11 protein-coding genes are annotated in these 13,103 nt (G+C 42.6%); all 11 read right to left on the bottom strand.

All coding sequences use genetic code 11. The annotated features are described in order from the left end of the window. Window positions 1–6 precede the first annotated feature (6 nt). On the bottom strand, window positions 7–1,575 hold the full coding sequence (locus AC3WTL_RS01000; RefSeq protein ID WP_492368788.1) for a fatty acid--CoA ligase: 1,569 nt from the start codon (window positions 1,573–1,575) through the stop codon (window positions 7–9). A gap of 19 nt (window positions 1,576–1,594) precedes the next feature. Next, window positions 1,595–2,746 (bottom strand): thiolase family protein, encoded by a 1,152-nt coding sequence (locus AC3WTL_RS00995; RefSeq protein WP_248348090.1) that lies wholly within the window; start codon window positions 2,744–2,746, stop codon window positions 1,595–1,597. Between the two features lie 12 nt (window positions 2,747–2,758). Further along, window positions 2,759–3,904, bottom strand: a complete 1,146-nt coding sequence (locus AC3WTL_RS00990; RefSeq protein ID WP_248348091.1) for an acyl-CoA dehydrogenase family protein — start codon at window positions 3,902–3,904, stop codon at window positions 2,759–2,761. A gap of 454 nt (window positions 3,905–4,358) precedes the next feature. Beyond that, entirely contained in the window at window positions 4,359–5,126 is a 768-nt protein-coding gene (locus tag AC3WTL_RS00985) for a 3-hydroxyacyl-CoA dehydrogenase (RefSeq protein WP_248348092.1), read from the bottom strand. Between the two features lie 137 nt (window positions 5,127–5,263). Continuing rightward, a complete protein-coding gene (locus AC3WTL_RS00980) occupies window positions 5,264–5,785 on the bottom strand; it encodes an RNA polymerase sigma factor (RefSeq protein ID WP_226617545.1) in 522 nt (173 codons plus the stop codon). Between the two features lie 33 nt (window positions 5,786–5,818). Beyond that, window positions 5,819–7,795: a DUF6449 domain-containing protein gene (locus AC3WTL_RS00975; RefSeq protein ID WP_492368787.1), complete on the bottom strand. Its 1,977-nt coding sequence runs from the start codon at window positions 7,793–7,795 to the stop codon at window positions 5,819–5,821. Further along, window positions 7,749–8,645, bottom strand: a complete 897-nt coding sequence (locus tag AC3WTL_RS00970; RefSeq protein ID WP_197249373.1) for an ABC transporter ATP-binding protein — start codon at window positions 8,643–8,645, stop codon at window positions 7,749–7,751. Before AC3WTL_RS00970 ends, AC3WTL_RS00975 begins: the two co-directional genes overlap by 47 nt. Further along, the gene (locus AC3WTL_RS00965; protein ID WP_248348095.1) at window positions 8,629–9,027 is read right to left on the bottom strand and encodes a GntR family transcriptional regulator; all 399 of its coding nucleotides are present in this window, start codon (window positions 9,025–9,027) and stop codon (window positions 8,629–8,631) included. The genes AC3WTL_RS00970 and AC3WTL_RS00965 overlap by 17 nt, the downstream gene beginning before the upstream one ends. A gap of 160 nt (window positions 9,028–9,187) precedes the next feature. After that, window positions 9,188–10,978 (bottom strand): L-lactate permease, encoded by a 1,791-nt coding sequence (locus tag AC3WTL_RS00960; RefSeq protein WP_248348096.1) that lies wholly within the window; start codon window positions 10,976–10,978, stop codon window positions 9,188–9,190. 253 nt (window positions 10,979–11,231) lie between these two features. Continuing rightward, entirely contained in the window at window positions 11,232–12,008 is a 777-nt protein-coding gene (locus AC3WTL_RS00955) for an IclR family transcriptional regulator (RefSeq protein WP_048011067.1), read from the bottom strand. 44 nt (window positions 12,009–12,052) lie between these two features. After that, window positions 12,053–12,832 (bottom strand): fumarylacetoacetate hydrolase family protein, encoded by a 780-nt coding sequence (locus tag AC3WTL_RS00950; protein WP_492368786.1) that lies wholly within the window; start codon window positions 12,830–12,832, stop codon window positions 12,053–12,055. Window positions 12,833–13,103: the final 271 nt, after the last annotated feature.

Raw genomic sequence — 13,103 nt, 5'->3', positions numbered from 1 at the left:
TTCCGGCTAGATTTTTCCTTCAGCGAACAGATCCTCCAGCTGTTTTCGGAGCATGAACTTTTGAATTTTGCCGCTCGCATTTCTTGGAAGAGCTTCACAGAAGACATATTTTCTAGGACGCTTATAATTGGCGAGTTCATCACTATTCCGGCACAATTCATCGAGTTCTTCTTCAGACAGTGCCGGATCTTTTTTGACAACGAAAGCTGTGACGGTTTCACCCCAGCGGTCATCAGGCTGGCCAATTACTGCCACATCCAGTACGCCCTTATGTGTATATAAAAGATCCTCCACTTCACGGGGATAAATATTTTCTCCTCCGCTAATGATCATATCGTCGACTCTGTCTTTGACGTACAAAAAGCCTTCGTCATCCAGATATCCGATGTCACCAGAGTGATACCAGCCTCCATGCATGGCATGATCGGTTGCCGCGTCCCGATTGAAATAACCACTCATCATGCATGGGCCTTTTACGATGATTTCACCCGTTTCTCCAGAAGGCATCACATCATCAGGATCTGATGGACCATTCTCATTCGGCCTTACAATCCTGATTTCATGGTTTAAACAGGCCTGTCCTGCAGACCCAGCCTTCCTGATTTGATCATCTTCCGATAAAAACGTAATCGCAGGACCCATCTCGGTCATTCCATATGCCTGTACCAGGGAGATGCCCAATTTTTCACGGCACGCATAAACAAGAGCAGGAGCCATCGGTGCCGCTCCATACAATCCCAGCTTAAGGCTTTCCAGATTATAATGGCTTAAGTTTTCCTGAAGCAGCATATTCCACATGGTCGGAGCTGCAAAAAACTTTGTAATTTTCTCTTCAGATATTAACCGCAATACTTCCTTTGCATCAAAGTGATGCAGGATGGTATTGGCAGCACCCACATGCACCCTTGGCAAAAAGGCACAATGAAGCTCTGCGCAGTGGAACATAGGTGCAGTCACGAGTCCGTTGTCATTACTTTCAAGCTTTGTCGCTCCTATAACAATCAGACTTTGTTCAGCCATATCCCTGTGTCTGTGGACTACACCCTTTGGCCTTCCCGTGGTGCCGCTTGTGTACATTATTGCGTACAAATCATTTTCATTTATCTCAAAATCAATTTCATCATTCGATGCTGCATCCACCTTTTCGTGATAGGATGAAGCGTATGGAGGAGCATTGTCATCAATGTACCAGAACTTTGTATGCGGAAAACGCTTAGCGATGGGGGTGATGCCGGATTCCAGCATTTGTTCAAATAACACTACTTTTGGCTCTGCATCCTGGAGAATATAAGCAATTTCTTCTGACATTAGCCTAAAGTTGATCGGATTAAATACTGCGCCGATTTTTGCACAGGCAAAGAATGCTGTAGCAAGTTCCTCGGTGTTAAAAAGGCAGGTTGAAACCCTATCACCCTTCCTGACGCCTGCATTTATTAAGGCATTGGCCAATTTATTGATCTCAAAACTCCATTCCTTATAAGTAAAACGCAGATTTTTTCTGACATCATACAAAGCTTCTTTATCCGGAAACTTTCCGGCCGTGAGATCAAAAATTCTTCCTATAGTAGTTGTCATTTTCATTCCTCCCCATTTTTCAATCTAATCGTTCAATAATAGTCGCATTCGCCATACCAAGACCTTCACACATGGTCTGCAGTCCATAGCGCCCCCCTGTTCTTTCGAGTTCATGCATCATGGTGACCATCAGCCTTGCACCGCTTCCGCCTAAAGGATGGCCAAGTGCAATGGCACCCCCATTTGGATTAAGCTTTGCCGGATCCGCTCCTGTTTCTTTCAGCCAGGCAAGCGGTACAGGAGCGAATGCTTCGTTCACTTCGAACACATCAATGTCCTCTATAGCCAGTCCAGCTTTCTTTAACACTTTCTCTGTTGCCGGTATTGGTCCAGTCAGCATTAAAGCAGGATCGGAGCCCACTGCTGTACGCGCCAGTATTCTGAACCTCGGTTTCATTCCAAGCTCCTCTGCCTTTTCACGTGACATAATAAGTAGTGCTGCTGCTCCATCGCTGATTTGACTGGAATTTCCTGCATGAATCACTCCATTCTCTTTAAAAACAGTTTTTAAGCTTGCCAATGCTTCCAGAGAGGTTTCCTTTCTCGGTCCAGCGTCTTCTGCTACCGTCAAAAGCTGTCCATCAGACATTGCCACATCCAATGTTTCAATCTCTCTCTCAAACCGGCCTTCAGCCTGGGCATTTAAAGCCTTCTGATGACTCTCAAATGAATAGCGGTCAAGCTCTTCTCTTGTAAATCCATATTTTTCAGCAATGCGTTCAGCAGATAAGCCCTGGTGGATGATTTCATGTCTGTCTGTCAGTTTTTCACTGAACCCGACCCCCTGATAGCTGGAGCCGATAGGAACACGGGACATGCTTTCGACCCCTCCTGCGATCACAATATCCATATCCCCTGCTAAAATAGCCTGAGCTGCGAAGTGAACAGCCTGCTGGCTGGATCCGCATTGGCGGTCAATGGTTGTACCTGGCACTTCGATTGGAAACCCTGCGATCAATGCAGCTACCCTTGCAATATCCCCTGTTTGCTCGCCTATTTGCGAGACACAGCCAAGAATGACATCATCAATCATTTCCGGCTTCAGGCCTGCACGTTTCACAAGTGCCTTTAACGCTTCTGCAGCCAAATCATCCGCCCTGATGTCCTTTAGTAAGCCGTTTTTTCTTCCTACTGGTGTTCTGACCCCTTCGACGATGACAGCTTCACGCATGTTTACTCCTCCTTATAAACCCATGTTCTTCGCAATAATAGTTTTCATGATTTCATTTGTGCCTGCATATATACTGGCAACTGGTATATCCCTATATCTCCTCGCAATCTCGTATTCTTCCATATAGCCATAGCCGCCATGAAGCTGCATGCATTCTGCGGCAATATTCCGGGCGTTTTCAGTAAGCTTCCATTTCGCCATGGAGACCTTTGTAACTACATCTTTTCCTGCCATATGCTCTGTGATCAATTGATCAAGAAACGACCTTCCCATCTCAATATCTGTTGCCATTTCGGCAATCTTAAATTGAGTGTTTTGAAACTGGCTGACCGGTTTTCCGAATGCCTCGCGATTCTTAACATAATCTATTGTTAAATTAAGCATTTCCTCAGCAGCCACCTGTGCAGCGATTGCAACGACAAGTCTTTCCTGCTGCAGCTTATCCATCAAATACAGAAAACCTTTTCCTTCTTCGCCGATCAGGTTTTCTTTCGGAACTCTGCAATCTTCAAAAATTAACTCTGCCGTATCCTGACAATGAAGACCGACCTTGTTTAATTTCCTCCCTCTTGAAAACCCCTCAGTTCCCCTCTCGACCGCAAGCAGGCTTACGCCTTTATGCCGTGGGACGGCATGGGGATCTGTTTTACAGGCTATGATGATTAAATCGGAATGAATTCCGTTGGTAATAAAGGTCTTTTCGCCATTCACTATGTAATGGTCCCCATCAAGCCTTGCTGTCGTTCTGATGCCTGCTAAGTCAGAGCCGGCTCCAGGTTCAGTCATGGCTATCGCCGTAATGATTTCACCCGCTGCACACTTTGGAAGCCACTTTTCCTTTTGTTCATCGGTTCCATAAGCAGTAATGTATGGGACGACGATATCATTGTGGAGCCCAATTCCCACCATGCCGGACCCAACCCGTTCAAGTTCTTCATTAATTATGACTGCGAAGCCCCAATCGACATTGCTTCCGCCATACTTTTCGTCTATATCAGGGCATAAAAAACCCTGCTCCCCCATCTTGCGCCAAAATTCACGGGGTATGATTCTAGCCTCTTCCCATTTTTCATAGTTAGGATAGGCTTCTTTCTCTAAGAACTTACGCAGAGATTCTCTAAAAATTTCATGCTCTTCCTGCAGGTATGACGCAGCCATAATATGAACCTCCGAAACTAAAATTTTTTTGGCATAACACAAAGTGATATCCACCGCTTTTGTAAAGGCTTACAATTAAATTGTACAATAATTATTTATATTTTTAGAACATTTAAAATTCATTTTTTAAAATATATATATTTTTCGTAAAGGCTTTTTTTGTATAAATTGTTTTTTCGCCTATTAATATTGTCCGTTGATTTCCGCTCCAGGATGCTCAGCGAACCGCGGGGCAGGCGGTGATCCTCCTCCACGCTTCGCGTCTGCGGGGTCTCACCTGTCCAGCTACTCCCGCTGGACGTTGAATAAACTCCCCTGAGAAACACAGCACGAAGAAAATGCGTTAGCATTTTCGAGGATCTCGCACCTTCCGCTCCAATCAACTCAGTAAATAATATACAAAAAGCAACAAAGCCTGCGAAGACAGCCTTTGTAAGAAGGACGGTACCCTTATTTACTTCGGCTGCATGCGGATGCCGCCATCCAGACGGATCGTTTCTCCATTCAGCATCGGATTCACTAAAATACTTTCAGCCAGCCTGGCATACTCCTCAGGATAACCCAGTCTTGAAGGAAAAGGCACCATTTTCCCCAATGAATCCCTTGCCTCCTGAGGCAGTGATTCAAACATTGGAGTGTTAAACAACCCGGGGGCAATTGTCATTACACGAATCCCATAACCCGCCAGCTCTCTGGCGATCGGCAGGGTCATGGTAACCACTCCGCCTTTGGATGCACTATATGCTGCCTGGCCAATTTGTCCTTCAAAGGCTGCGACTGAAGCCGTATTAATAATCACACCTCTTTCACCTTGATCATTCGGATCATTCTTTGCCATTTGTTCAGCAGCCAGACGAATGACATTAAAAGTCCCGACCAGATTTATCATTATGACCTTTTGGAACATGCCCAGAGAATGGACGCCTTTTCGGCCTAAAAGCTTCGCGGCAATTCCGATGCCGGCGCAGTTAACTGCAGTATTGATGCTGCCAAATTGTTCAGAAGCAAATCCCACTGCCCTCTGTACGTCTTCTTCTTTTGTAACATCCGTTTTCATAAAAAGAACATTTTCACCCAGTTCCATGATAAGGTGAGCTGCCCGATCTTCCGCCAAATCTGCAATTAGGACCTTCCCTCCGCATCCGGCTATTTTTCTCACTGTCGCCTCTCCAAGCCCTGATGCACCGCCTGTGATTATGGCTCTGCATTCTTTCACTTCCATAATGATCCTCCTTTTATTAGTCAGGTTCTCTATGAAGTCATTTCCATTTGGAAAGGTGATTTTCCTGCTGAATGGCTGATTAATTATCAATTCTTGTTATTGCAAAAAAAAACAGCTCCTTTTCAGAAGCTGTTTTTCTATGCCAAATTCCGGTCAGCAAGGATTTCTCTCAGATGCTGTCTGACCCGATATAATTTTGTTTTGACAGTGTTTGGGTTGAGATGAAGAATGTCCGCTATTTCTCTTTCCTTCAGTCCATGCTTTGTTTTAAGCAGGAACACCCTTTTCTGTTCATAGGAGAGGGAATCCACATATGCGTATATCTGCTCCTGAAGCATATTAATCTCTGCTTCCTGCCCGGTATCGCTGTACCTGCTTTCCATGCAGTTTTCAAAATCAACGGAATCCTGTATCCTCTCATTAGTCCTTCTTTCTTTTCGCACAAAATCAATTGCAGTTCTGGTCGCAATTGATGATAACCATGCTCCCAGCTTATCCTGATCATCTATGCTGTCCATTTTTTTATAAGCCTTGATCAGTGTTTCCTGAACAACATCCTGCGCAAGATAATGATCCCGGGTAATGCTGTAAGCAATATGATAGAGCCGCTTATTGTATAGTCTGCAGATTTCTCTCATATCCATTGAAGGTTTTATCACTGTAATCCCCCTCTCCTGTAAATTTCTCCCGTATTATTGAAGCCGTTCCTTTATAAATTCAGGCACTGTTTTTTCAGTAAAGCTCTTAATATCCATTGTCCTTTGTTCATCAAAATAGAATGCAATTATATATTCTTCTTCAATGTACCCATTTGAATTACTCAAACTGCTTTCTATTTGTTCTTTATCTGTAATTTTGATTGATGATTTACTGTCACTCATCTTTTCAAAAACTTCCTCATAAGAGTACCCTGCAGCAAAGTTAATATCGATATCCTCCGCTTTTGCAGCCAGTGCATAAGAAATATCATTGCTATTCACTTTTGCATCATTCAGCAATGACTTTTCTTTCAGCCATTCCTCAAACCTCGTATAAGAAGGATTCCAGGTCATATAGGCTTTTTTGCTGTCATTATAATAAATCTCAATATGAGCATATGGCTCATCAATTCCCTGAAGCTCCTCATATGAAGCAGTATCCACTTCCTCAGTCAATATCTGAACAGCTTCTTTAAGTTCTTCTTTGTCTGTAATGACCGCCCGCTTTGTAACTGGCCCTGATGGGGTAATCGTGATTTTCGTAGTTTCATCTTCCGGTACCTGATAGATTTCATTTGTTGCCATTTTATATTCATTCGATTCATAAATCAGCTTAAGATATGGCTTATATTCCCTTTTGTTAATGCTGTAATCGCGGACCAGCTTTTCGCCATTCTTTAGTTCATACACAATAAAAACGGAACCGCGTCCTGAATCCTGAGCCTTTCTGTTTTCATCCTTTACAATCTTTTCATGAAACCTTCTGACCAAGTCAATATTCTCGTATTCTTTTAAATATAGCGGTTCCTCATGATCAATATCATTATAAAGGTGAAAACTCTCGCTGAAATGGACCCGCTCAATTTCATTGCTCTGCGGTATGCTTTTTTCATACTGAGTCAAGTCAATTTGGAATAAGAGGAATAAAGCCGCCATTATGGCTGTATAGACCATCAATCCTTTTACATGAATAGTCACTCGCCATGATTTCTGGAGAACCATTTCGGCCGCCGCATATCCAATCAGTGCTCCAAAAACATATCCCGCGATAATCCAGCTCGTGCCGCCCTGCATCTCACCGAAATAACCCCCTCCAAGAAGCATCGTGCAAAACGTCACACCAAATTTAAAAATGGGCTTTGTTATCGGAAAAACAAGCGCGTGGGAGACTGCCTCCATTCTTCTCCTTTTATAAATCTGCAAGCCAAGAAAATACAGAGATACAATAAGTAAGAGATAAACGGCAGCCTCCACACTTGACGGTGTACGCATATTCATCTGAGTAAATGCAATCAAAGGAGAGAACTTTTCAAATTTGCTTGTCATATAGTATTGGCCTGGAAAACCGAATAAATAGAAAGGCAAATTAATAGAAACTAAAATGATCAGACCTACAGGGAGCAGGAGAAAAATATACGTTAACACACCCTGTACCGCCGATAATCCCGACAGCATTCCTACAGAAACACCTGTCAGATAAATTACAATATTAAATAAAAGCGTGATGCCCACCCAATTGAGGATCTCCCCCATTGAATAAAAATCCTGCAAATTCATGGGGTGGTAAAGAACCAGGATAATCAAAGCAATGAGTAATACCGGCAAAATTAATAGCATGATTCCTGTTAAAGCATATTGATGGAAAATGGATTTCCTTTTAACCGGGAGGCTGTGCATCAAATCGCTATATTGCTTTACCTGTGTATACCTGAATAAGAACACAGACAAGGCCACCGGTACTGATATACTAAAAATAAATTGGAGCTGGAAGTTGTATTGAAACAGATTGTCAATGTCCAGGAATTTCCGCTGTTCCTCTGAAGAATTCATTATGATATCAAGAGGAATGGCAAAGAACAGGCCGAGAAAATACACAATGGAGACCCAGCCGACACTTCTGAAAATCGTTTTTAAAATTTCCCTTTTAATCAAGGATGTTTTGGACTGCATATCCAATGTCCCCCATTTCATAAATGAAAATCTCCTCTAATGTCAGGGGAAGCATATCGAAAATCACAGGTTTAAATTGTTCTACATATGACGATATTTCCTTTGCATCTCCCTTTACAATGCAGATCACAATGCTGCCTCTTTTTTCTTTATGAAGGATCTTCAGCGAATCGAAAATGGCTGGTACAGATCCTTTAAAGGCAACCTGAATTTTATGTGTATCTGTTTTAAGGTCATCAAGATCTTTTTCAAGAATCATGCGCCCATTATGCATAATGCCTATAAAATCACATAGGTCTTCCACTTCGCGCAGATTATGAGAGGAAATAAGAATTGTCATTTCTCTTTCAGCAACCTCATCGATCAGCAGGCTTTTCACTTTCTTCCTCATTACGGGATCAAGCCCGTCCATAGGCTCATCCAAAATTAACACTTCCGGCCTGGCAGACAAAGCAAGGATAAAAGCAGCCTGCCTCTGAATGCCTTTGGAGAATCTATGAATCTTTTTATGTATATCCATTTCAAAAATAGCAGCCAGTTCTTCAAATCGTTCTTCATCCCACATGCTGTAAATATTTTTATAGAATTGCGCCATCTGCTTAACTGTATATTGAGGCAGAAAATAGGGATGATCCTGAATAAAAAAGATCTTATCTTTCATTTGCGGGTTCTCGAACACCGGCTGGCCGTCAATGGCAATGCTTCCTTCATCCTCTGCATAGATGCCTGCCAACAGCTTTAAAAGTGTTGTTTTTCCGGCTCCATTGGAACCAAGCAAGCCGTATATGGACCCTTTATTCACTTCAATGCAGACATTTTCGACAGCATCCATCTCCTCGAAAGATTTGCGCACATTACGGATTTTGATCATCTTCTATCCCTCCCCCTATAGCTGCTTCTATTTCCTGTATGAGCTTGTATAATTCATTTTTTGTGATTCCAAGGTATAAAGCCTCTGATAAAAGCTTTGAAAGTTCATTTTTCACTTTTTCTATTTTTTCGCTGTTCAGATTGGGTGTCGCTGCACTGACAAAACTGCCTTTCCCTTTTATGGAATAAATATAGCCCTGGGACTCAAGCTCCCTATATGCCTTCTGAATGGTATTAGGATTGATCGTCAGCTGCTGGGCCAGCGTTCGAACGGAAGGCAGCTGTTCATCCGCAGTAAAGACCTCTGTGATGATCAGCTCTTTAAGCCGCTCAACCAGCTGTTCATATATAGGTTTTCGGCTCCTTACATCCAATTCAAACATGCTTGCCCTCCCATCTGTATGCAGTGTACTATGATTCCTAGTACAGTTGACACAGTTAGATTATATTACAAGTAATTGGAAAAGAGAAGGGGAAAATTAAACTTTTTATAAAAAGAAAAAAACTGGTTCAGCCAAAGGGCTAAACCAGTCAAAAGTGTTCTTATTTAGCAGATTTCACATTCACCGGTGGCGGAGGCAAAATCATGTTGGAACGCTTGTTATTTGTTGCAATTATATAAACAGCTGCGACTGCGATGGCAACTGCAATGAAGGAACCGATATTGAAAATCCCTTTTTGCGAATACCAGACAATCGAGTAACCTACAGATCCTGCCAGCAGGGCATAGTAGAAGAATGGGAATAACGTTTTGCGGATGACAGCGCCTTCTTTTCCAACAAGTCCCACAACAGCTGATGCAGCAACGACGTTATGCACACAAATCATGTTTCCAGCTGCTCCTCCGACTGCCTGAAGGGCTACAATCCAGGTTGCATCCACCCCGATCTGTGAGCCGACGTCATATTGGAATAATGCAAACATCATATTACTGACGGTATTACTTCCTGCAATAAAGGCTCCTAGACCCCCGATGAAGGTGGCAAAGAACGGCCAGAATTCTCCAGCAAGAGCTGCAGCACCGTTCGCAAGCTCGATCGGCATCTGATTATAGCCCGCTTCTCCCCCGCCGGTGTTGATAAATACCTGTACCATCGGAACCGTGAAAATTAAAGCTGTTGAAGCAGCTACAGTTGTCTTTCCCGAATCTGCCCAGGCTTTTTTGTATGAACTGGAATTCATTCCATGGATAAAATAAGTGATAACAGATACAAGAATAAAAATCGTTCCCGGCAAATACAGCGGCTGGAAGCTTGAAGTGATACCGGAATCAAAAATGTTTTCAAATTTGACCGTCCACGCCTGAAGCAACTCTAAAAATGGAAGCGATTTCAACCTTGACAATACTAAGAATAGGCCAACTAAAACATAAGGAGTCCAGGCACGCATCATGCTCATGCTTCCGCTCTTATGGGCAACAGCTTTGATTTCCAGCTTGCCAGTCCATTCAGGATCCCACTTGGATTTCTCTTCAAAATCCCAAACCTGATCCTTTGGCGGCATAAGAAAGCCTTTTTTAGCTGCAAAAACAACAATTGCTAAACCAGCTAATCCCCCGATCATTGATGGGAATTCAGGTCCAAGGACATTCGCTACAATAACATAAGGGATCGTCATGGCAAATGCAGCAAATAGTGCAAACTTCCAGATTTTTATTCCTTCAGTAAATGATTTATTTTTGCCGAAAAATCTTGTCATTAAAGCTACTACAAATAAAGGAATCAATGTGCCGGCAATCATATGGAGAATGGCTACTTGTCCTGCAATTTGAGTTACCAGTCCAAGCAGGTTATCGGTAAGACTCGCATTGCCCGATAAACCGGTCTGAACGCCGACAAGCATCGGTGTCCCTACAGCACCGAATGACACCGGTGTACTTTGAATGACCATCCCGGCAATAACTGCGGCCATAGCCGGAAAGCCAAGGCCCACTAATAGCGGGACTGCTACAGCGGCTGGAGTACCAAACCCGGACGCTCCTTCAATAAAAGAACCAAACAGCCAGGCTATGATAATTACTTGTATTCGGCGGTCAGGCGATATATCTGTGAATCCCTGACGAATGGTTTTTAAACCGCCGCTTTCCTGAAGGGTGTTTAGAAGCAGAATAGCGCCGAAAATAATATAAAGAAGTGTTCCGGCAACAACCAGGCCATTGATGGATGCAGCGGCAACTTTTGCCCCTGAAACTTTCCAAACAAATAGAGCAAGAACTACTGCTACAAGGTATGAGATTGGCATCGCCTTACTTGCCGGCCATCTCAATCCGACAAGAAATACTGCAACTGCAATAATTGGCAATAAAGATAGTAAAGCTAACATTCCTGTACTCAAATTACATTTCCTCCTTTGTTTTGTAATAACGAACAATGATTGCACTTTGTTGCGGATAGCAAAACATGTTATATAACTATAATGGTTTTGTTATACAACATGGCACTAGGCTTATTTACATTATACAAACATTTTTCACAATTTCAATAATATTTGGAAAATTTAATCTATGTATTTACACAAAAAAATTTGTATGTATATACAAAAAAATTAGCTCAATATATCTTTTTATCGAGATATATCGAGCTAATTACTAATTGATTCGGCTTACATGACCAAGACGTGCTGAAATTCCTTGTCCTGTCTTTACCATTTTGGATTTTAATGCATCAAGCCGATCATCTGTCATTCTCATGGTCGGTCCTGAAATACTGACTGCAGCAATAACCTTGCCAAGGTGGTCAAAAATAGGAACGGCAACACACGTAATTCCATATTCATTTTCTTCCAGATCAAGAGCAAATCCTTTTTGCCTTACCTGACCCAATTCTTTCATGAATTCTTCTTTATCCGTTATGGTTTTATCTGTATGGACCGGCATCCCTTTTCTTTCAAGAATATCAGACACAATGCTTGAAGGCAGGTGTGCCAGAATGGCCTTGCCGACAGATGTGCAATGCATGGGAGCGCGTTTCCCGACTTTCGAATGCATTCTTAATGTTTCATTGCCCTCAAGCTTCTCGATGTACACAACCTCTCCCTGATCGTAAACGACTAAATGAATGACTTCATTTGTTTCATTTTCAAGCTCCTGCAGAAAAGGCCTTGCTTCTGCACGCAAATCGATTGATTCAAGCAGCTTTGAACTGATCTCGAGGAATTTATACCCTAATTTGTACTTGCCGGTTTCGGCGTCCTGCTCTATATATCCGTACTGGACCAGAGTAGATAGAATACGGTAAACAGAGCTTTTGTTGATGTCTATCTGATTGGCAATTTCCGTTACGCCAAGACCGGTTTTTTTCAGGCTGATCAATGTAATTATATCCAGCGCCCTGCTGACGGACTTGACCATATTTTCTCTTTCCACAATATTCACCCCAGGTGCAAATGCCATAATTCAATTTACTTGAATTATACCGTTTTTGCGCTTTCACGTGCCACTGCAAATGTATTGCGCAGTGTTCCAATCTCTTTGATTTCACATTCGATAACATCACCTGACCTGACCATCTCAGCTCCAACAGGACTTCCTGTAAGGATTACGTCACCCGGCTTCAGTGTCATGACATTAGACAGGTATGAAATCATTTTACGAATTGGAATAATCATTAGATCTGTGCTGCTGTTCTGCTTTTCTGTGCCGTTTAATTTTGCTTCAACCTTTACCTCAAACGGATCCAGTTCAGTTTCGATTACGGGACCCAGCGGAGTAAAACTGTCAAAAGATTTGCCAATTGTCCAATGTCCATCATTATGGAAAAATTGCGGAGCAGTAACATCATTCCCCACTGTGTAGCCGAAAACATAATCAAGCACATCTGACTCTGCTACATTTTTTGCTTCTCTGCCAATAACGACAGCCAGTTCTGATTCGAATTTCACCTCTTCAATGCCTGCAGGAATGATAATATCCTCATCTGGTCCAATAACAGAAGATACAGGCTTGAAGAAGAATACAGGAATTTCAGGGAGTGTCTCAGGCAAATCCGATTTTTCGGACACATAGTTGGCTCCAATTCCAATGATCTGATTAGGAACCAGGGGTGCAAGCTGTTTTGCTTCATTCTGCGAAAAGCTCTGGCCTGTATACTCCCAATCTCCAAAAATATCCCCTTTAATTTCTTTATAAATACCCTCTTCTAATACTCCTTCATGTACTGCTCCATTAACTTCATATCTTGTAAACTTCATTTTTCTTCCTCTCCCCTCGGTAACTTTAAGCCTGCAGATCTTTAGAAAAGGCTCTTTTCGTATAAAATGTTGTATTTAACACCAACAATGTTGTCCGTTGATTTCCGCTCCAGGAGGCTCAGCGCTGCGCGTCTGCGGGTTCTCACCTGTCCCGCTGCTCCCTCAGGACTTTGAATAAGCTTCCTTGAATAAACACCGCACCAAGAAAATGCGAATGCATTTTTGAGGATCGCACCTTCCGCTCCAATCAACACTGCAACAATATATATAA

The sequence above is a fragment of the Cytobacillus sp. EB106-05-05-XG126 genome (assembly GCF_058791715.1).
The sequence above is the reverse complement of the archived record's forward strand: the minus strand, read 5'-3'. Positions and strand labels throughout refer to the sequence as shown.

Bases quoted from the DNA above. Each gene is read 5' to 3' on its own strand.
- AC3WTL_RS01000 (WP_492368788.1), bottom strand. From the start codon at position 1,575: ATGACAACTACTATAGGAAGAATTTTTGATCTCACGGCCGGAAAGTTT.
- AC3WTL_RS00995 (WP_248348090.1), bottom strand. From the start codon at position 2,746: ATGCGTGAAGCTGTCATCGTCGAAGGGGTCAGAACACCAGTAGGAAGA.
- AC3WTL_RS00990 (WP_248348091.1), bottom strand. From the start codon at position 3,904: ATGGCTGCGTCATACCTGCAGGAAGAGCATGAAATTTTTAGAGAATCT.
- AC3WTL_RS00985 (WP_248348092.1), bottom strand. From the start codon at position 5,126: ATGGAAGTGAAAGAATGCAGAGCCATAATCACAGGCGGTGCATCAGGG.
- AC3WTL_RS00975 (WP_492368787.1), bottom strand. From the start codon at position 7,795: ATGAAATGGGGGACATTGGATATGCAGTCCAAAACATCCTTGATTAAA.
- AC3WTL_RS00970 (WP_197249373.1), bottom strand. From the start codon at position 8,645: ATGATCAAAATCCGTAATGTGCGCAAATCTTTCGAGGAGATGGATGCT.
- AC3WTL_RS00965 (WP_248348095.1), bottom strand. From the start codon at position 9,027: ATGTTTGAATTGGATGTAAGGAGCCGAAAACCTATATATGAACAGCTG.
- AC3WTL_RS00950 (WP_492368786.1), bottom strand. From the start codon at position 12,832: ATGAAGTTTACAAGATATGAAGTTAATGGAGCAGTACATGAAGGAGTA.